General features: G+C 65.3%; 19 protein-coding genes and 2 pseudogenes. 11 read left to right on the top strand and 10 right to left on the bottom strand.

The window, feature by feature from the left end:
* The coding region (locus LB526_RS29415; protein ID WP_224630630.1) for an autotransporter outer membrane beta-barrel domain-containing protein at window positions 1-1993 on the top strand (1993 nt) is incomplete at its 5' end.
* A gap of 188 nt (window positions 1994-2181) precedes the next feature.
* Here LB526_RS29415 and LB526_RS29420 read toward each other — a convergent pair.
* Window positions 2182-3192, bottom strand: coding sequence for a zinc-dependent alcohol dehydrogenase family protein (locus tag LB526_RS29420; RefSeq protein ID WP_224630631.1), 1011 nt, complete (start codon window positions 3190-3192; stop codon window positions 2182-2184).
* Between the two features lie 98 nt (window positions 3193-3290).
* Here LB526_RS29420 and LB526_RS29425 point away from each other — a divergent pair, with 98 nt between their 5' ends.
* Window positions 3291-4220 carry a LysR family transcriptional regulator gene (locus tag LB526_RS29425; protein ID WP_224610290.1) on the top strand — a complete coding sequence of 310 codons (930 nt, stop codon included), beginning with the start codon at window positions 3291-3293 and terminating at the stop codon, window positions 4218-4220.
* 116 nt (window positions 4221-4336) lie between these two features.
* On the opposite strand, the gene LB526_RS29430 is transcribed toward LB526_RS29425, so the two are convergent.
* Window positions 4337-4720: a YybH family protein gene (locus LB526_RS29430; RefSeq protein ID WP_224630632.1), complete on the bottom strand. Its 384-nt coding sequence runs from the start codon at window positions 4718-4720 to the stop codon at window positions 4337-4339.
* Window positions 4721-5054: 334 nt separating this feature from the next.
* On the opposite strand from LB526_RS29430, the gene LB526_RS29435 reads away from it, so the two are divergent.
* Window positions 5055-5540, top strand: a complete 486-nt coding sequence (locus LB526_RS29435) for a hypothetical protein (protein ID WP_224630633.1) — start codon at window positions 5055-5057, stop codon at window positions 5538-5540.
* 37 nt (window positions 5541-5577) lie between these two features.
* Here the strand turns inward: LB526_RS29435 and LB526_RS29440 are convergent, their stop codons facing one another.
* From LB526_RS29440 to LB526_RS29455, 4 genes and pseudogenes are all read right to left on the bottom strand, one after another.
* Complete coding sequence (locus tag LB526_RS29440; RefSeq protein WP_095768310.1) at window positions 5578-6336, bottom strand: slipin family protein; 759 nt, start codon at window positions 6334-6336, stop codon at window positions 5578-5580.
* Window positions 6333-7698 (bottom strand): annotated as a pseudogene (locus LB526_RS29445) (NfeD family protein). The gene LB526_RS29440 and the pseudogene LB526_RS29445 overlap by 4 nt, the downstream one beginning before the upstream one ends.
* Before the next feature lie 215 nt (window positions 7699-7913).
* Window positions 7914-8219, bottom strand: a complete 306-nt coding sequence (locus LB526_RS29450; RefSeq protein ID WP_095768308.1) for a hypothetical protein — start codon at window positions 8217-8219, stop codon at window positions 7914-7916.
* A 284-nt stretch (window positions 8220-8503) separates the two neighbouring features.
* The gene (locus LB526_RS29455; RefSeq protein WP_224630634.1) at window positions 8504-9934 is read right to left on the bottom strand and encodes an MFS transporter; all 1431 of its coding nucleotides are present in this window, start codon (window positions 9932-9934) and stop codon (window positions 8504-8506) included.
* A 132-nt stretch (window positions 9935-10066) separates the two neighbouring features.
* Between LB526_RS29455 and LB526_RS29460 the strand changes: the two genes are divergently transcribed.
* Window positions 10067-10996: a LysR family transcriptional regulator gene (locus LB526_RS29460; protein ID WP_224630635.1), complete on the top strand. Its 930-nt coding sequence runs from the start codon at window positions 10067-10069 to the stop codon at window positions 10994-10996.
* Window positions 10997-11465: 469 nt separating this feature from the next.
* A complete protein-coding gene (locus LB526_RS29465) occupies window positions 11466-11693 on the top strand; it encodes a hypothetical protein (RefSeq protein WP_095768306.1) in 228 nt (75 codons plus the stop codon).
* Between the two features lie 81 nt (window positions 11694-11774).
* Here LB526_RS29465 and LB526_RS29670 read toward each other — a convergent pair whose 3' ends face one another.
* Together LB526_RS29670 and LB526_RS29470 are read right to left on the bottom strand one after the other, a co-directional pair.
* The gene (locus LB526_RS29670) at window positions 11775-11897 is read right to left on the bottom strand and encodes a hypothetical protein (RefSeq protein WP_263483512.1); all 123 of its coding nucleotides are present in this window, start codon (window positions 11895-11897) and stop codon (window positions 11775-11777) included.
* Between the two features lie 29 nt (window positions 11898-11926).
* The gene (locus LB526_RS29470; protein WP_224630636.1) at window positions 11927-12151 is read right to left on the bottom strand and encodes a hypothetical protein; all 225 of its coding nucleotides are present in this window, start codon (window positions 12149-12151) and stop codon (window positions 11927-11929) included.
* 596 nt (window positions 12152-12747) lie between these two features.
* Here LB526_RS29470 and LB526_RS29475 point away from each other — a divergent pair.
* A pseudogene (locus tag LB526_RS29475) lies at window positions 12748-12967 on the top strand (alkylphosphonate utilization protein).
* A 229-nt stretch (window positions 12968-13196) separates the two neighbouring features.
* Window positions 13197-15191 carry an acyltransferase family protein gene (locus LB526_RS29480; RefSeq protein ID WP_224630637.1) on the top strand — a complete coding sequence of 665 codons (1995 nt, stop codon included), beginning with the start codon at window positions 13197-13199 and terminating at the stop codon, window positions 15189-15191.
* A gap of 378 nt (window positions 15192-15569) precedes the next feature.
* Here LB526_RS29480 and LB526_RS29485 read toward each other — a convergent pair whose 3' ends face one another.
* Window positions 15570-15923 (bottom strand): cupin domain-containing protein, encoded by a 354-nt coding sequence (locus LB526_RS29485; RefSeq protein ID WP_095768304.1) that lies wholly within the window; start codon window positions 15921-15923, stop codon window positions 15570-15572.
* Between the two features lie 252 nt (window positions 15924-16175).
* Between LB526_RS29485 and LB526_RS29490 the strand changes: the two genes are divergently transcribed.
* The 4 genes from LB526_RS29490 (at window position 16176) to LB526_RS29505 (ending at window position 18835) form a co-directional block, all read left to right on the top strand.
* Window positions 16176-16487, top strand: a complete 312-nt coding sequence (locus LB526_RS29490) for a hypothetical protein (protein WP_095768303.1) — start codon at window positions 16176-16178, stop codon at window positions 16485-16487.
* A gap of 152 nt (window positions 16488-16639) precedes the next feature.
* Window positions 16640-16969 carry a hypothetical protein gene (locus tag LB526_RS29495; protein ID WP_224549798.1) on the top strand — a complete coding sequence of 110 codons (330 nt, stop codon included), beginning with the start codon at window positions 16640-16642 and terminating at the stop codon, window positions 16967-16969.
* Window positions 16970-17115: 146 nt separating this feature from the next.
* On the top strand, window positions 17116-17448 hold the full coding sequence (locus LB526_RS29500; RefSeq protein ID WP_224610306.1) for a hypothetical protein: 333 nt from the start codon (window positions 17116-17118) through the stop codon (window positions 17446-17448).
* Window positions 17449-17554: 106 nt separating this feature from the next.
* Complete coding sequence (locus LB526_RS29505; protein ID WP_224630638.1) at window positions 17555-18835, top strand: DUF763 domain-containing protein; 1281 nt, start codon at window positions 17555-17557, stop codon at window positions 18833-18835.
* Window positions 18836-18936: 101 nt separating this feature from the next.
* Here the strand turns inward: LB526_RS29505 and LB526_RS29510 are convergent, their stop codons facing one another.
* On the bottom strand, window positions 18937-19536 hold the full coding sequence (locus LB526_RS29510) for a DUF6456 domain-containing protein (RefSeq protein WP_224630639.1): 600 nt from the start codon (window positions 19534-19536) through the stop codon (window positions 18937-18939).
* Window positions 19537-19625 lie beyond the last annotated feature (89 nt).

A 19625-nucleotide genomic window follows, 5' to 3' on the forward strand; every position in this document is an offset into this window, starting at 1 on the left:
CAGTGGCGGTGGCTTTGTGGCGTTCGGCAACGGCGTTGGCACGGCGACGGTCGACGGCGCTGGCTCGACCTGGACCAACACCGGCAACCTTGATGTCGGCGAATTCGGCACGGGCACGCTGACGATTTGGAACGGCGGTGCGGTTTCGGTCGGCGGCATCGTGACCATTGCCAGCCAGGCAGGCTCAATTGGCACGCTCAATTTCGGTGGCGTAGCCGGAGCGGCGGCATCGGCGACCGGCATACTCAATGCTGCGGCTGTCCAGTTCGGCGCAGGCACCGGTGCGATCAACTTCAACCACACCGACACGAACTACACCTTCGCGTCGGCGATCGGCGGTGCCGGCACGATCAACCAGATCGCCGGCAACACGAATCTCACCGCCGATTCTAGCGCCTTCACCGGCGCGACCAATGTGAGCGGCGGGCGGCTGGCCGTGAACGGTTCGCTGGCAGATTCGCTGGTGACGATCTCGGGCGGCATACTTGGCGGCAACGGCACGGTGGGCGGCATCGCGGCGCATTCGGGCGGCATCATCGCGCCGGGCAATTCGATCGGCACGCTCAGTGTCGCGGGCAATATCGACCAGGCGGCTGGTTCGATCTACCAGGTCGAACTGACTTCGACCGGCCAGTCCGATCTTATCCACGCGACCGGCGCAGCGACGATCGCCGCCGGATCGGTCCTCGACGTGGTCAAGACGGATGCCGCGCCTTACGTAGCGGGCACGCATTACACGCTGCTGCAAGCCGACGGTGGCGTCGCCGGAAACTACTCGCTCACCGGCGATATCGGCACGGCTTTCCTCGGCCTCGTCGACAGCTATGACGCCAATCACGTCTATCTCGATGTGGTCCAAAAGACCTTCGCTCAGGTTGGCCTGACGCCGAACCAGATCGCCACCGGCGGTGGCGCCGAAAGCCTGGGGGCTGGCAATCCGCTCTACGACGCAATCGCCGTACTGCCGACAGAGGCAACCGCCCAAGCGGCTTTCGACCAGCTCTCGGGAGAGATCCATGCCTCGGCCAAGGGGATGTTGCTGGAGGACAGCCGCTTCATCCGCGACGCCGCCACCAGGCGGATCAGCGCTGCGTTCGGCGATGCCGACGCAGCCGCATTGCCGGTCATGGCCTATGGTGAGGGCGGCCCCGAAATGGTCGCGGCCGACACCGATCGCTTCGCCGTCTGGGGCCAAGCCTTCGGCTCGTGGGGACATACCGGCAGCGACGGCAATGCCGCCGCCTTCGATCGTTCGACCGGCGGCCTCCTGGTCGGCGCCGATAGCCTGGTCGGGGACTGGCGCGTCGGTGCCATAGGCGGCTACAGCCATTCGACCTTCGACGCTGACGCTCGCCGTTCCAGCGGCGCCGGCGACAATTACCATCTCGGTCTCTATGGCGGCACCAACTGGGGCGCCATCGCGTTCCGCACCGGCGCCGCCTACAGCTGGAACAGCATCTCGACAAAGCGCGCGGTTGCCTTCAATGGCTTCGCCGATCAACTGTCGGCCGACTACGACGCCGGCACGGCACAAGTGTTCGGCGAACTCGCTTACAAGGCCGATGCCGGGCGCTTCAAGTTCGAGCCCTTCGCCAATCTCGCCTATGTCAGCGTTCACACCGACGGCTTCACCGAGAAGGGTGGCGGTGCAGCCCTGACCAGCGCAAGCTCAACTGCCAACGCGACCTTCACCACGCTCGGGCTGCGCGCCTCGACCGACCTGACCCTGGGCAGCATCGAGGCAACCGCGCGCGGCACGCTCGGCTGGCGCCATGCCTTCGGCGATGTCACGCCGACTTCGACTTTCGCTTTCGCCGGCGGCAACGCCTTCACCATTGCCGGCGTGCCCATCGCCAGGGACAGCGTGGTGATCGAGGCCGGTTTCGACCTGCCGATCTCGGCCAATGCCACGCTCGGCCTGTCCTACACCGGTCAGTTCGGCTCCCATAAGGCCGACAACGGCGTCAAGGCCAACCTCGACCTCCAGTTCTGATGGCGAAAGGTGAGAAGGATCGGTAGTGGCATGAGAACGCTCGGTCGACCGAGCGCCCCTGCCGGCCGAATACGGCAAGGGCTCGGGCGGCGACGCGGATTGAAGCTCCCACATCTTCCTGTCAGGGAAGTCGGCTTCAGGGAGACCGAGAGATTCATCGCTTTCGCCCACTCCAGCGCCGGCTCTTCCTACCAATCCAAGCCGAACACCAGCTTGCCGAAATGCAGGCCGCCGGCGGCCATGTAGGTGTAGGCTTCGGTCGCCTCGGTTTGTGAAAACACCTTGTCGACGACCGGCTCGATCCGGGCGGCGCCGATGGCACGGGCGGCGTCGCGCAGGTCCGAGACCGATCCGGTGTTGTTGCCCACCACCTTCAGCGCCTTGATGATGATCGGCAGCAGATTGACCGTGGCCTCGGCGCCGGTGACGAAGCCGATGGTGAACAGCGTGCCGCCGGGCGCAGTGGCGTTGACGGCGCGCGCGAAGGTGGCGGTGCCGCCGGTCTCGACGACGAGGTCGGCGCCGAGGCCATCGGTCAGTTCCAGCACCTTGCCATCCCAGTCCGGTGTCGCGCGGTAGTTGATCAGGTGATCGGCGCCGAGCGCCTTGGCCCGCTCGAGCTTCTCGTCCGAGGACGACGTGATGATGACGGTGGCCCCGGCCGCCTTGGCGAGCTGCAGGGTGAAGATCGAGACCCCGCCCGTGCCGAGCAGCACGACGACCGAGCCCGGCCCGATATCGGCGGCGCGGATGGCGTTCCACGCGGTGGTGCCGGCGATCGGCAAGGTCGAGGCCGCCTCGAAGGAGAGATGCGCCGGGACCGGCACGACCGAGTTGGCCGGCAGCGCGACATATTCGGCCAGCGACCCGGGCAACGAGATGCCGCGCATCTGCGTCATCTCGTGGGGACGCGGCCGACCGCCGATCCAGCGCGGCTTGGCGTGGGCAACAACGCGGTCGCCAGTTTTGAATGTCGTCACGCCCTCGCCCAGCGCAACGATCTCGCCGGCGCCGTCGGCGACGGGAACGAGCGGAAACACCGGGCCGGGATAATTGCCGCTCGCAACGGCGACATCGACGAAGTTAAGGCTCGCCGCACGCTGGCGGATCAGCACCTCGCCGCGTTGCGGTTCGGGCGTGGCGATGCTGGCGGCGCGGAAGGCGTCGAGCCTGGGTTGGCTGAGTTCGATGGCTTTCATGGGTTCACTCCGTGCGTGGTCGATGGACGATTGAGCGAACCTAGCTGCTGCGCTAATGCTCGATAATCGTTGGACTTTGCATTTGAGTATTGCAAATCATGCAGAAATCCGTTGAGCCCTCCGCCCTTGCCGAAATGGCGGCCTTCGCGGCCGTCGCCGAGGCGTGCTCCTTCACCAGGGCGGCAGCGAGAGTCGGGCGCGACGCGACCATCCTGTCGCGCCGTCTCCAATCGCTGGAAGAGCGGCTGGGGGTGCGGCTGCTCCACCGCACCACGCGCAGCGTGTCGCTTACCGAGGCGGGCGCGGAATTCCTGTTGCGCGTGCGCGCCATCCTGGCCTCGGTCGACGAGGCCGAGGCGGCCGCATCGGCGCATGCCGCCGGCGGGCCGCGCGGCCTGCTCAAGCTGGCGCTGCCGGGGACCTTCGGGCGCATGTGGATCGGGCCGCTCTTGCCGCAATTCCTGGCGGAGTTCCCCGAGGTCCACATCGAGGCAGAGTTCTCCAACCGCTTCGCCGATCTCGTCGCCGAGAATTTCGACGTCGCCGTACGGCTGGGCAGCCTGGAGGACTCGCGCCTGGTGGCGCGCAAGGTGGCGACGCGGCGCCGGCTGCTCTGCGCCGCGCCCTCCTACCTCGCCAGAAGGGGCAGGCCGGAAACGCCGCAGGCGCTGCTGGAGCATAGCTGCCTGGGCTTCTCCGGCTTCCAGACCTTTCCCGCCTGGGAGATGACCGACCGCGAGGGCCGGCGCGTGCGCGTCGAGGTTTCGGGGCCGTTGGTCAGCGACGACGCCGAGGTGCTGGTCGAGGCCGCAGTGCAGGGTGTCGGCCTGATGATGAGCACCGACTGGCTGGTCGGGCGCGAGCTCGCCGACGGCCGGCTGGTGCCGATCCTGGAGGACTGGACGCTGGCCGACGAGGGCGCGGTCTATGTCGTCATGCCCTCGGCCAAAGGCCAAGCCGCCAAGACCCGCGCCTTCGCCGACTGGATCGGCAAGCGCTTCGCGCCTGAGCCGCCGTGGCGAAAGTAAGCGCGAGTTAGCCGGGCATTCGCGCCGGCGATCCCGAACGCCGCGTTCGCAGGACAAGGTTTCTCGCTCCAGAAGGGGATAGCCAGAAGGGGACAGGCAGTTCCGGCGGCCGCGCCCTACCCTTTTGCCGCCAGCAAATTCGCATCCCGCGCCAGCCGCCAGCGGCCGTCATTCTCCTTGCGCAGCAGCGTCAGCGTATAGCCGGACCGCCGCACCGGCTCGCCGCCGGGCGGTGTCGCCGTCATATCGATGCGGTTGCGGATATAGGCCCAGTCGCCGAGCAGATTGAGCTCGACGATCTCGCTGTCACTGTCGATCTTCGTCTCGCCCATGTTCCTGGAGGCCGCGGCGAAGGCTTCCTTTCCGAAGGGCTCCTTGCCGGGAACCATGAAGACGACATCGTCCGTCATCAGACCAAGCACGGTCTCCAGATCGCCTTTCCGGCTCGCCGCCATCCAGGTCTCGACCGCCTGGCGGATCGCGGTTGCGTCATCGGTCATCGCTTTACCTCCTTGCAATCGTCGGCGGTCGGATTTGTCGTCAATACCTGGTGCAATCGCCGTCGCCGGCAACGCCGCGGACGAACCCGAGCGCTATCGCGCGCGTTTTGCGACGAAGGAGGTCGCCCGGTTGCGCATGGCAGGCCTAAACTTCCGCAATGAAATCGTGACGAGGCCGGGCGGCTCGCAGATCTTGCTGGTCGACTCTTGGGCAATCTGCTGGAATTGTTCGAGCCGGCCAAGAGCACTTAAGCGAGATCCATTCAGGAGAGATTAGCCGCTCGCCGACTTTCGCCAATCTCTATATGATGCCCGCCACGGTGGGGGATCGACTATGAAAAGCGCACTGGCAATCGTCACACTTGCCCTTCTAGCCACCCCTTCCGCCCATGCCGCGCCTTGCGCCTGGTCCGCCCGGATGGAGGAGGACGAAGGCGGCAGGGTGATGACGGCTTCGGTGTGCGGCGGGCCGAAGGGCGATGCGCATCTGATGCTGGCCTGCTTCGATAAGCCGGTGCTGAGCTATGATCTCGGCGCCGCGGGCGGGCAGCTGGAGCCCGGCATCGGCGGATCCTTCACCTTCAAGGCCGGCGGCAAGAGCGTGACCAAAAAGCTCGAGCTCGAGGCGATGTACAATTACTTCACGGCAGACCTGTCCGGCCCTTCCGACCCGTTGCTGGCGCTGCTGCGGGGAAAGGGCGAGGTGACGATCTCGGCCGACAAATACGGCACGGCGAGCTTTCCGCTGAAAGGCTCAGGTGCTGCGATCGGCAAGGTGCTGGCAGAATGCGGCAAGGGTTCGGGCGGCGAGGCTGATTGACTCTGCCGACGAGGGAAGACCGGGCAGCGTCAATGGCTCATTTGCCCTGCCCTTTCATGAACTGCCCGAGCAGTTCCACCGGCAGCGGGAACACCACCGTGGACGAGCGCTCGCCGGCGATGTCGTGCAGGGCCTCGAAATAGCGCAGCTGCATGGCCTGCGGCTCGGCCGCAAGCATGCGGCCGGCCTCGACCAGCTTCGCCGCCGCCTGCTGCTCGCCGTCGGCATTGATCACCTTGGCGCGGCGCAGCCGCTCGGCCTCGGCCTGCTTGGCGATGGCGCGGATCATGCTTTCATTCAGGTCGACATGCTTGATCTCGACATTGGAGACCTTGATGCCCCAGGCGTCGGTGCGCTGGTCGAGGATCTCCTGGATATCGCTGTTGAGCTTGTCGCGTTCGGCCAGCATCTCGTCGAGCTCGTGCTTGCCGAGCACCGAGCGCAACGTGGTCTGCGCCAGCTGGTTGGTCGCGGCCATGAAATCCTCAACCTGGATGATTGCCCGCTCGGCGTCGACGATGCGGAAATAGAGCACGGCATTGACCTTGACCGAGACGTTGTCGCGCGAGATGACATCCTGCGGCGGAACATCCTGGACGACCACGCGCAGATCGACCCGCACCATCTGCTGGACGAACGGGATGAGGATGATGAGGCCAGGGCCCTTGACCCCGGTGAAGCGGCCGAGCGTGAAGACCACGCCGCGTTCATATTCCCTTAGGATGCGGATGGCAGCCGCCAGGAAGATGATCACCAGCAGCGCAATGATGAGATAGGCCACGTAACCGACCATCATTTCACTCCGTTGTTGCTCGCATCGCGACGCCGCACGGTCAGCACGAGGTCGCTGACGTCGGTCACCTCAACGCTGTCGCCGGGTGCGACCGGTTCGTCGGCCCTCGCCCGCCAACGCTCGCCCAAAGCCAGCACATGGCCCTCACCGCCCTGCCAGTCGACGATCTCGACGGGCAGGCCGCGCATCGCCTCGCCGCCGACGCGCGGCGGTTTCTTGCGCGCCGCCCAGACATAGGTTCCGGTGAGCAGCGCCAGCCCGAGCGTCAGCACGGCGGCGGGGCCGATGACCGCCCACGACATGGCAAAGCCCGGCCCTTCGATCCTGAGCAGCATGGCCGAGCCGAGCAGGAAAGCGGCGACGCCGCCCAACCCCAGAACCACGGTGGGGTTGAAGGCCTCGATGATCAAGGAAGGCGATGCCGAGCACCATCAGCGCCAGGCCGGTATAGTTGATCGGCAAGAGGTTGAGCGCATAGAGCCCGAGCACCAGGCAGATGGTGCCAATGACGCCGGGCGCCACGGCGCCCGGGCTGGTGAACTCGAAGACGAGGCCATAGACGCCGACCAGCATCAGGATGACGGCGGTGTTCGGGTCGGTGATGACGGAGAGCAGCCGTATGAACCAGCCAGGCTCCAGCGTCTCGACCGGCAGCCCTTTCGTCGCCAGCACTTTCTTGGCGCCGGCGACATCGACGGTGCGCCCGTCGGCAAGCTGCAGCAACTCGGTAGTGTCGCGGGCGACGAAGTCGATGACATGCTCCTGCAGGGCGGCGTTGGCCGACAAGCTCGCTGCCTCGCGCACCGCCTTCTCGCCCCAGTCGCCGTTGCGGCCGCGCATCTCGGCGAGCGAGCGGATGAGCGCGACCGCGTCATTGGTCACCTTGGCCATCATCTCGTCGCCGGGCGGCTCGGCGACGCCCTCCTGGTTCTTGTCCTTGTCGCCGCCCGGCAGCGACGGCAGCCCGCCTATCTCGACCGGCGTCGCCGCGCCCAGATTGGTGCCCGGCGCCATCGCCGCGACATGGGTTGCGTAAAGAATGTAGGTGCCGGCGCTCGCCGCATGGCCGCCGGCCGGCGCGACGTAGCCGATGACGGGCACGGGCGAGGCCAGAATGTCGGCGATCATCTCGCGCATCGAGGTGACCAGGCCGCCCGGCGTGTCGAGCTGAAGGACGAGCACTTCGGCGTTGCGTTGAGCAGCAGTATCGAGCGCCTCCTCGAGCTGCCTGGTGCTGGCCGGCCCGATAGCGCCGTCAATGGCAACGCTCAACGCGACCTTCCCGCTCCCGGTCGAGGAGAAGGAAGAAACGGCAGCCGCGGCCAGGAGGGCAACGGCGAAAAGGGCCACCCGCGCGAAGGTCACGCTCGAAGCTCCATGAGCTCAAATATGGGTTGTGCCGTGGCGAAGTCCAATGGGCGTCGAAGGGCGCCTGCGCCAACCGTCGGCGGCTGCGGTTGGGCGCCATGCTTCAGGCCAGCGCGCTGAAAGCGCTGCGCAGCGGAATCGGTCCTGAAGAGACAAATCGGAAAAAAGCGCTCCCGGCCCGTGTCTGATCGCACGAGCCGGGGCGCGGGGCGTCAATAGTCGGAGCCGCCCTCGACGACGACCCGACGATGATGGTGCCGGTGGATCGAACTCGTGACGACCACGTCCTGACGACGGTGATGGCGATAACGCCAGCTACGCTTGCCATTGTCATAGAAGGCGACCGTGCCGTGATGGCGGTGATGCAAGCGATGGCCCTCGTCATTGATGATGATGGCGGGGCGGTGATGATAATGATGCCTGTGATGCGTCCTGATGACGACATCGGCCTCGGCCGCCGAAGCGACGGCGGGTGCGGCGACGCAGAGCGCCAGGGCAGCAAGAAGCACTGTTTTCATTGCTTTATTCCTGATTCCTGAATCATCCCTTCGGCTGGGTAAACCGCTGCCTGTCGCTTTGGTTCCGGGGAGGAAGACATGCGCCATCCGGTCCGGCGCGCGGTCGAGATCGGGTGGGAGGATGGGCCGGCGCCGCAGTGGGCGGGGGTTCGTTGGGATAGCTGAGGCACCGGCCGAAGGCGGAATGGGCACCGCCGCGTGTCAGAATATGCTCCCCGTGCGGTGACGAAATTGCGCGATCGCGGAAGGGACGGCGTGGCGCCGAAGCTGCCGCTCTCCCCAGATTACGCGATCCGCCCTCTCCGCCCAGCCACCGCTATCGCGACCGCCAACGCCACCAACCCCGTGGCCGCCGCGAAGGTGAACCCCATGCCGCCGGCGACCGCTGCCGGCGATGCCGTCGCGACATCCTTGGTGCCCACGGCGAAGGCGAACACCGCGCCCATCACCGCCGTGCCGGTAACAAGGCCGAGATTGCGCGACAGGCTCAGCATGCCCGACACCACGCCGCGCTCGGAGCTGTCGACGTCGGCCATGACGGCGGTGTTGTTGGCCGCCTGGAAGAGTTGGTAGCCGGGCGTCAGCAGGATGATCGCCGCCACGTAGCCGACGACACCGAAGACGCCCGGCAGCACGGCGAGCGCGACGCAGCCGGCGACCATCAGCACCAGCCCGGCCATGACCATCGCGGCAGCGCCGAGGCGGTCGACGACACGCCCGGCAATGATGCCGCAGAACGCCGAGACCACGGGCCCGATCGACATCACGGCTCCGGTCGCAGCGTCGCCGAGGCCCAGCGCACGCGACAGGAAAAACGGGCCGACGACCAGCGTGGCCATCATCACCGTCGAGACCAGCGCGTTCATGGCGAGGCTCGGCGCCAGCACCGGGTCGCGCAACAGCGCGAACTTGACCAGCGGCGACGCCACCTTGGCCTCGGCGACGACGAACAGCGCCGCGCCAACAATTGCCCCGCCGAGCAGCACCATGTTCAGACCACCGAAATGACCGCGCCCCATGGTCATGGCCAGCGCGTAGGCGGCAAGCGTGGCGGCAAGCAGCAGCGTCCCCAGCATATCCAAACGCGCGGCTCCCTTCGCCTCTGCGCGGTCGATGCCCGCCCCTTTGTTGCCCGGTAAAAAGCGCCAGACGGCCAGCAGCGCGACGGCGCCGAGCGCGGCGTTGACGAGGAAGATCGAGCGCCAGCCGAGAGCTGCGATCAGCACGCCGCCGAGCGAGGGTCCAAGCGCGGTGCCGATCGCCGACATGGTGCCGAGCAAGCCCATGGCGCTGCCGGTGCGTTGCTTCGGCACCGTCTCGCCGACGAGAGCTATCGTCAGCGCCATCATCACCGCGGCGCCCAGGCCTTGCACGGCGCGGGCTGCGATCAGCATCGCCAGCGACGGCGCGAGCGCGGCGGCAAACGAAGCGGCGCTGAAAAGCGTCAGGCCGGCGATCAGCAGCAGCCGGCGGCCGACGACATCGCCGAGACGCCCGACGCTGACGATCAGCGCCGTGATGGCGAGCAGATAGGCAAGCACCACCCATTGCACCGCCGCAAACGACGCGGCGAAGGCCACGCTCAGCGTCGGCAGCGCGACATTGGCGATGCTGGTGCCGAGCGAGGAGACGAGCATGGCAAGCGACAGGCTGGCCAACGCGCCCGCCGTCGAATGGCGCAGGGGCGCAGCGCGGGTTTGGGCAATGTCGGCCATGATTTCTTCTCCGTCGGTTGAACTTGCGGGGAAGATAGGAGCGCGCATGACATGGCGGAACACGCAGCGTATGCACTTGAATAGTGCATCAGACGCCATGCCGCTTTGACGAATCCGTGCTATGGTCGCGCCATGTCGCGACCCGATCTCAACCTGCTCGTCACGCTTGACGTGCTGCTTGCCGAAGGCAGCGTCGCCAAAGCCGCGCGGCGCATGAAGCTCAGCCCTTCGGCAATGAGCCGGGCCCTGGCGAGGCTGCGCGAGGCGACCGGTGACCCGCTTCTGGTGCGTGCCGGGCGCGGCCTGGTGCCGACGCCGCGCGCTGTCGAGCTCGGCGGGCAGGTCGGGCGGCTGGTGAAGGAGGCGGAAGCGGTGCTGCGGCCTGCCGAGCGGCTCGACCTCGCGCGGCTTGGCCGCAGCTTCACGCTGCGAAACAGCGATGGTTTCGTCGAGAATTTCGGCCCGGCGCTGCTCGCCCGCGTGGCTGAGGAAGCGCCGGGCGTGCAACTGCGTTTCGTGCCCAAGCCCGACAAGGACAGCGGCCCGATGCGCGAGGGCGCGGTCGATCTGGAGACCGGCGTAGTGGGCGGTTCGACCGGGCCGGAGGTGCGCGCGCAGGCGCTGTTCCGCGACCGCTTTGTCGGCGTCGCGCGGGCCGGCCATCCTTTGTGCGAAGGCCGGATCACCGCTGCGCGCTTCGCCGCCGGTCGGCACATATTGATCTCGCGCCGCGGCCTCGACCGCGGCCCGGTGGATGACGCCCTGGAGCTCGCCGGGCTGACGCGGACAGTCGCGACCGTCGTAGGCGGCTTCGCCGAGGCGCTGGCGCTGGCGCGTGGCTCCGACCTCATCGCCACGGTGCCGGAACGCTATACCGGAACGCTGCGCGAGGGCCTGTTCACCTTCACGCTGCCGGTGAAGCTCGCCGCGCTGACGGTCTCGCTCTTGTGGCATCCGAGGCTCGACGCCGATCCGGCGCATCGCTGGCTGCGCGGGCTGGTGAAAGAGGTGTGTCGCCTTCCCTCTCCGCCGTTTCGCGAGGGCGAGGAACCCATGCCCTGATACGCCGCGGCACCGCGGAACCAACCGTGCGTTGCAAGCGATGCCTTTATCATATTAGCCACTACTAACGTGTACTATCGTGCACAGGACTAACCGTTTCTGTCATGGAACCCGCGGCATAGTCAGCGCGTTGCCGGGCGCGCGTGAAACAGCCGGAGGCTCGCTTGAGCGAATTCAGGAAGTTCGCCTGCCCCCGGTGCCTGGGCGCCGGCAAGGTGTTCGAGTGCGAGACACAGGTGGCGTCGAACGGCGCATGCTGTCCCTCTGGCGCGTTGCGCGACAATTGCCCTGGACAACGGGCTTCCTGCCAGGCCTGCAACGGAACCGGCCTGCGCGGCTACGGCGCGCCCTCTTCGATAGAGGAGTAAACCCGGCAGGCTTCGCTTTCGCTACACTTGGGAGTCTTGCCTTTCATTCGTAACTTCTAATAAAATGTATAAGGGCGAGAGCGGAGCGACGGGCGCCCCGCATGACAATCTATCGTGTCGAGGAAATGGACGGCGAAGCCGTCGTCGCGGTCCATTCGGCCGCAGCAAAGACGCCTTTCGAGGCGGCTGAGAAGGCGCTTGGCCAGAAAGTCACTTTGCGCGCCGGCGCCGACAGATGGGTCCGCGTCGTCGATCTCACCGAGCGGCCGAAACCGGTCAGGCTCAGGCCCACGACATTCGAATTCAAGGCTATAGGCCAAAGGAAATAGCGCGCTCCGTTTTGCACTGGCGCCAGTGTGCACGAAGGGCGGCGAAGTCGCCGAGCAAACCGCCACGCACTTTTCCTGGCTTTAAGTGCTGGCGCCGCCCATCAGCGCGGCGACCAGGGTCGCCAGGAACACGAGCAGCCCCAAAGCGACCCGGTCCAGCCATGACCGCCGTCTGGCAAGAACCTCGAACAACCGTTTGGCCATCGCAACTTCCCCCATTCGGCGACACTCTATCACGTCTTCATGAGCGGGTCATGAAACGGCTCACAGATAGATTCGATGCCGCTTTCAAGCGGAATCCCGTCGTCGCCGGGCATCAATGCTGTACTGCCGAATTGCACCCAAAAAAAGTCGGGGTCGAAGCGATATGCCGGCCGGCGAAAAATCAGCCTATTCAAGCGGATAGGATATGCGCGGGGCTGCTTGGTGGATGTCTGAAAAGCCCGGAATTCCGCCATTTCGTGGCTTTCGCCGTGTCCCCGGCACGGCTGCAAAGCGTGCTTCGAGGACGAAAAGGCGGCTAAAAAGACGCTTCCGGGCCGCTGTCCGGCGGCGTTGACAGGGCACCGCGCCAATGGCACTCGGCAACCACTGGTCACGCCATGACCGTTGCTGTTGGGGACGGACGGGGTTTCAGCAGCTTGGCGGCGGCGCCGGACGGGCGGGCATCTTCGAGGTGCACCGCCCGCTCCTGGCCAGCCTCAATTTTCAAGCCGGATGTCGCGGGACCAAGCCGGAGCGTCACCGCCCCGATTCAACGCTTGATCGACAACGGCACCACGGCTGCCAGTTCCCGGCGCCTGTCTGGCATCGGCCTCAAATATCGCCCCAACCAGGCCTACCGACGGCATCGGCGCGTGATCGGATCGGATCTCAGAACGTGAAGTCCGAGGATGGCACTGCGGCCGTCACCGCCGAAAGCCTGTCACGTCTGGCAAGCGATGATTACGAGGTAGCGCCATATCTCGCCCTTGCAGGCAAGATGACCAGTCCCAACCTGCTTGACCCGGCCGTGATCGGCGCGATAGGCGGGGCGCAGGCCATGCAATCCGCCATGACAGACGCTATCGTAAAAGACGGCAACGGAACTACGCTGAAGGACGGCGACTCCGTCACAGATCAAGGACCTCAAGGTCAAGGGCACGTCCGAGACGGTCAAGCGCGGCACGCTGGTGAAGAACATCCGCCTCAACGGCAATCCCGGCGAGATCGAATGCAACACCAAGCAGGTGAAGGGCCTTGTTCTGAAGACGAAGTTCGTGAAGAAGGCGTGAATGCGGCGCGGCCCTTGTGGGAGATCATGCGGCCGGCTGCTTTATTGCGGCGGGAGCGCCGCCGGCTAGTCACCTCCGGAATGGAGGATCTCGGCAATTCCGGTGCTGCCGCATGTCGTCGCCCTCCCTTTATGTTGCACCGCGTTAGATTTGTTGCATTGCGATATGAGCCCGCAGGCGCAAGTCTTCCCCAAGGCGGGATACGAACGAGCTTGCGAGGTTCGTATTCGTGTCAGCATCAGCGCAGGATTTCCGGCCCGACATAGAAGGGTTGCGGGCGGTGGCCGTGGCGGGCGTCATCGCCTACCATTTCGGCCTGACCGCGCTGCCCGGCGGCTTTGCCGGGGTCGACATCTTCTTCGTCATCTCGGGCTATCTGATCACCCGCCATCTGGTCGCCGAGATTTCCGGCACCGGCCGGCTCGACCTTCTGCGTTTCTACGCCCGGCGCGCGCGGCGCCTGCTGCCGGCGGCGCTTTTCGTCATCGTCGCCACACTTGCCGCCGGCGCGGTCATCCTGTCGCCGGAAGAACAGGCGCTCTATTCCAAGGGCGCCATGTTCGCCTCGGCCTATATGATCAATCTGTGGCTGATCCGCTGGTCGTTCGACTATTTCGCCAAAGACGCCGCGAGCAATCCGTTCATCCATTACTGGTCGCTGTCGGTCGAGGAACAATTCTACCTCGCCTGGCCGGCGCTGCTGATGCTGGCCGCCTGGCTGAAGCCGGGCAAACGCTCGATCGTCATTGCAATCGCCGCGGCCGGCCTCGTCTCCTTTGTCCTCTGCGCCTGGCTGACGAGCGTATCGCCACCCTGGGCGTTCTACTTTTCGCCGCTGCGCGCATGGGAATTTGCCGCCGGCGGCCTCGCATCGATGGTGCCGGCGCGGCTGTTGCAGGAGCGTCCGCGGCTGGGGCGGGCGTTGAGCCTGGCCGGACTGGCGATGATCGGGGCCGCTTATCTCACCTTCAGCGAGGGCGCTCCCTTCCCCGGCTTTCTGGCGCTTCTGCCGGTGGCCGGCACAGTCCTTCTGCTCAAGGCGGGAGCGGCCGGCGTCAGGGACGGCACTCCTCGTTTGCGCAATTCCGAACGGAACTGCGTGAACGCCGCCCTGGCGCTGCCGCCTTTGCAATGGATCGGCAGGCTCTCCTATTCGCTCTATCTTTGGCATTGGCCGATCATCGTCTATGCCGGCATGCTGGCGCCGGAGCTAACACCCGCCGAGCGGCTCTACTGCCTTGCGCTGACACTCGCGCTGTCCATCCTCAGCTACCACCTCATCGAGAACCCGATCCGTCGCAGCGGCTGGCTGATGGCCAATGCGGCGCGGGCGCTGGTGCCGGCCCTCCTCCTGACCGGCACCGGCGTCGCAGCCGCCTACGGCAATGCCAAGCTCGCCGCGCATGATCTCGACCCGCGGCAGCGCATCATCGCCGCGAGCGCCGCCGAACCCTCCACGGCCCGCGCCAAAGCAGGCTGCGTGCTGGACTACGAGACGGTCACGTCGATCCCCTGTGTGTTCGGCGACGGCGGGCGCACCATAGCCCTGTTCGGCGACTCCCACGCTGACCACTGGTCGACGCCGCTGATCGAGGCGGGCCGGAAAAACGGCTACCGGGTGATGACCTGGCTGAAAAACTCCTGCCGCGCCTCGCGCATCAGCGTCTGGTCGTCCGAGCTGAAGCGCGCCTACGCAGAATGCGACCGCTGGCGCGAGCAGGCGATCAAGGAGATCATCCGCGCAAAGCCAGCGCTGGTGGTCATATCGGAACTGGCGCTGAGCAGCGGGCGCAAGATGGCGGGGCGCGACGGCGACATGGACAGTCAGGACGCCGACTGGCGGGCCGGCCTGCGCTCCACGCTCACCAGCCTGAGCCAGGCCGGCCTCAAGGTCGCCTTCATCCGCGACGTGCCGTTCAACAACGCGAATATCGACACTTGCGTGGCGCGGGCGCTTTGGCGGAACGAAACACCCTCGCGCTGCGACCAGACGCGGGCCTATGCCGCCAATGATAAGATGGCGGGGGTGGAGCGCGATATTGTCGACAGCATCCCCAACGCTGCTTACGTCGACCTCACCGACCGCTTCTGCAGCGCCACCATTTGCCACGTCTTCATCGACGGCAAGCTCGCCTTCCGCGACCGGCACCATATGGCGACACCCTTCGCGAAATCGCTGGAGCCGGACGTGGAGAAGAGGGTGATTTCCAAAGTGGGAAGGTGATGCTGCCAATCTCCCCCTTGTGGGCTACGGCATGCACACATTTCCAAGCGGCTGGCCTTTGGCGATAGCGTGCATGGCAGCTTGGCGCATGCATTGTCCTATGTAGCGCTGGTCGACCCCCACTCCGTCTCGGCTTCGCCGAGCCACCTCTCCCCCGATCGACGGGGTAGAGGAAAGGCGCCAAGCTTTTGCCGTCAACGTCCGTCCAGCAACACTCCCTTCCTTTCCCTCCGGAGGGGGGAAAGGTGGCACTGCGAAGCAGCGACGGATTGGGGGAACCACCTGGCAATCAAGCTTCGGCCTGATCAGTCACGCCAGTCACAGAGGTTGTGTGCGTAGCGTAGTCGTTGTGGGGAGAGATCAGCAGCTCATGCCCCCTCACCCCACCACAACGACAAAATGCTTCGTCACCGGCTCGAGGATCTTCCACGTCCCTTTGAAATCGGCCTCGACCACGAAAGCATCGCCAGGGCCGACCTCGACCGGCTCGCCGCCGTCGGGCGTGATGATGATGCGGCCGGCGATCATGTGGACGAATTCATAATCGGTGTAGGTGGCGTGATAGGTGCCGGGCGAAGCGCGCCAGGTGCCGGACATCACCTTGCCGTCCCCGGTGGTGTGCTGCACGGCCGTCTGCATGGTCGGCCTACCCTCCACGACGATCCAGCCCGGCAGGTCGCCGGCCTCGGCATGCTCGACGGCGCCGAATTTGAGAATGGTCTGCTTGGTCATGGGAGCTCCTGCGGTTGAGATTTACGTCAGGTGTGGCATAGCCGATGGCGCCAAGGTGCGCGAGTGATGCTGCGACATCGCGCGACGCGCTATTCCCGCTGGTCCGTGCGCCCTTGCGAGGGAGCGAGCGTTTTCCCGCATTTGCGAACGGGCTCGTCCCCGAGACAGGGGCCGCGCATTTTCCTCGGAACACCGGCCCCGTCGAAACCGTTTATCCCCTGAAGGGGCGTCCTGCAACTCAAGGAGGCAGCGATGAAAAAGCTTCTGCTTGCTTCGATGATCGCCATCGCCTCGGCGTTCGCGATCGCGCCGGCCAGCGCCGGCAGCGTGCAACTCGGTATCGGCGTCGGTCCAGGCTATGACGACGACTATTATGGCGGATACTACCCTCACCGTTATTACCGGCATGTCTACGATGATGACGACTACTATGTCCCGGATCGTGAACGTTATGTGGTCCGCTATCATAGCCGGTATTATGGCGATAATTGCCGGGTCAGAATCGTGAAGCACTGGCGCCATCACCACCGCGTCATCGAAAAAATCCGCATCTGCGAGCGCTGACCGAGCGGTGCCCATGATTGGCTGATCTCCTACTCGCGAGGGAGATGGCCGCCCGCCCATCCCCAGGGATGGGCGGGCGAATATTAGCGATTTGGAACATAACCTGCCTCCGGCGCGTTTATGGGGTGATCAACTCCAGGTAGGAGGTAGTCATGAAAACGCTCCTGCTCGCCTCCGTTATAGCCATTGCGTCGGCATTCGCCGTGATCGGCCCGGCCAATGCCGGACGCCTAGAATTCGGGATCGGCATCGGGGACGGTTATTACGACGACTATTACAACGATTACGGGCCATATTACGGTGACGACTATTACAGTGACCCCTACATGTATCGGCCGTATTACCACCAGTATTATAGCTACAGGCCGCATTACTACCGGAATTACTATTTCCGGCATCACAGGCGCTGCCAAGTCGAATATGTGAGACACTGGCGTCATCACCACCGGGTCTACGAGGCGATCCGCGTCTGCAGGTATTGAACCTCGCTGGCAACGAGGGGCTGGCTTGTTGGCCGCTTTTTGCGACCTGTCCTCGAGGGTGACCACGCGCTGCGAATATTAGCGATCGGGAACATACGCTTGCAGCGACCGTTTATTTGGTAATCGGCCTTCAGGAGGAGGTTGCCATGAGAAAACTCTTACTTGCTTCGGCGATTGCCGTCGCCTCCGCCGCAGCCACGGTCGCGCCTGCGGATGCACAGTTCTTCGGGCCGTTCGGCGGCTTCAGCCCGTTCTTCGGTGTCCCGTTCTACGGCGGCGGCCCGTTCTACGATTACGGCGGCCGCTATTATGGACCGCGCTACTATGACGACTACTATCCCGGCTACGTGGTCCGGTATCCGCACTACCGGTACCATCGGTATTACAGGCACTACTACATCTATCCCCATCGGTACCACCACAGGCATCATCATCGGCACCATCACAGGCATCACCACGGGTATTATTACCGGTATTAGCGGGCCGGCGGACTGATCTCCCTCCTCGTGGGGGGAGATCGTGTCGGCGCCTTGCAAATTCCCGGCAAAATGCCATCTAATTCTCCGGCATCCACGGAGAACATCCTTGACGCAGCGAAGCGGCAGCGCCGACCTGCCGCTGCATGGCGGGCGGGTCCCGAAGTGGCTGGGCGATCGGATGACGAAGCTCGGCGCAGTGCTGTGCGAGGCGATCATCCACCACTACGGCCGCGATGAGCTTTTGCGGCGTCTGGCGCATCCCTTCTGGTTCCAGTCCTTCGGCGCCGTGATGGGCATGGACTGGCATTCCTCCGGCATCACCACCTCCGTCATCGGCGCGCTGAAGCGGGGGCTCAATCCGCTCAGCAATGAGCTCGGCATCCATGTCTGCGGCGGGCGCGGCGCGCATTCGCGCAAGACGCCCGGCGAGTTGCTGGCGATCGGCGAGCGCGTCGGGCTGGACGGCGATGCCCTGGCCACCGCCAGCCGGCTCGTCGCCAAGGTGGACAGCGCCGCCGTGCAGGACGGCTACGACCTCTATCTGCACGGCTTCATCGTCACCGATGACGGGCGCTGGGTGGTGGTGCAGCAAGGCATGAACGGCGATGCTCGCCAGGCACGCCGCTACCACTGGCTGTCGGAGGGGCTCAAAAGCTTCGTCGACCAGCCGCATGCGGCGATCGAGGGCGAGCGTCAGGGCGAGATCGTCAACCTGACCGACCGTCGCGCCGAGAAAGCCCGCGGCGGCCAGATCGCGCTGCTCAAGACGATGAGCCCGGAAAAGATCCTGACCGAACTGGCCGTGCTGGAACCGCAGCCGGAGCCTGAACCGGCCGCGCAGCCGCTGCTGCCCAACCTAGTCATGCCGGCGCATCACGAAGTGCGCGAAAGCGACATCGTCATGCGCCGCCTGCACGGCAACATCGCCTCGGCCATCGAAAGCGGCCCTAAGGATTTCCCGGAATTGCTGCTGGTCCCCGGCGTCGGCCCACGCACGGTGCGGGCTCTGGCCATGGTGTCGGAAGTGGTGCACGGCGCGCCCTATCGCTTCTCCGACCCGGCCCGCTTCTCCCTCGCTCACGGCGGCAAGGACCGCCACCCCTTCCCCGTGCCGCTGAAAGTCTATGACGAGACGATCACCGTGCTGAAATCGGCGGTGGGCAAGGCCAAGCTCGGAAGAACCGAAGAGTTGGAGGCGCTGAGGCGGCTGGACGGCGAGTCGCGCAGGATGGAGCGGTATGTGACGGGGCCGAGTCTGAAGGAGATCGTGGCGGGCGAGATGGACCAGTCGCATTTGCTGGGCGGACGGAGCGTGTTCGGGTGGGAGGGGAAGCCTGAGGGTGGCGAGGAGCCAACCTCCAAAACGCACACCGGACTCCGCAAATAACGTTGAAGGTCAGCGCCTCTGCAAGTTCACGTCAGCAATCTCACATCGTGATTCACTTTGCTTTTGCCAAGCTCTTGATTTGGCCGCGTCCATCTCGCTCCCTACCCAACCTTCCTCCCCATCATCATCCCGTAATGCACCGCCAACAGATCCAGCCCGACCTTCAGCAGCTTCACAACCACGTCGCGGCCATCGCCGCTGCGTTCGGCGATGGCCTTCACCGACTGGCCTTCGAGGCAGATTTTTCGGACCACTTCAGCCACTTCCCAATGGGCAAGGGCAGCGGCAGCGTGGGCATACGCCCGGCCGGCTGAGAGCACCCGGTCCGGGACGCCGCCGCCGATCCGGCCGCTATCGACTCGCTCGCTCCAGGATTGCGGCTGCAGGCCCTCGCGCTGGCTGCGCTCGAAATCGTCGCGGAAGCGCTGGCCGGCCTCGCGCTGCTGGCGGCTGAGCGAGGTGATGCCGGTGAGCGGATCGACATTGCGCAGACGCACCACGCCGCCAGTGGAGGTGTAGCCGCCGTTCGAGACTTCATAGACGCGCCGTGCCTCGGCCGTACCGGTGGTGAGGCGCTGACGGGCGAAGGCGTCCGTTTTAAGCGCGAAGTCGTGACCGACCTCGCGGCGGATGCGCACCTGCTCTGCCTCGCCCTTAGGAAGTTTTGGCGGCTGGGGTTTTTTGACGGCTTTGCGAGGCATGGGCGGGTCCTTGGGTTGGGTGGGACGTGTCAGAACCTGGGTTCCTTGCCCCGCCAAGGGCGGGAGAGAGGTGTCCGCGAAGCGGCCCG

The sequence above is a fragment of the Mesorhizobium sp. CA6 genome (genome assembly GCF_020165035.1).
Lineage (GTDB): Bacteria > Pseudomonadota > Alphaproteobacteria > Rhizobiales > Rhizobiaceae > Mesorhizobium.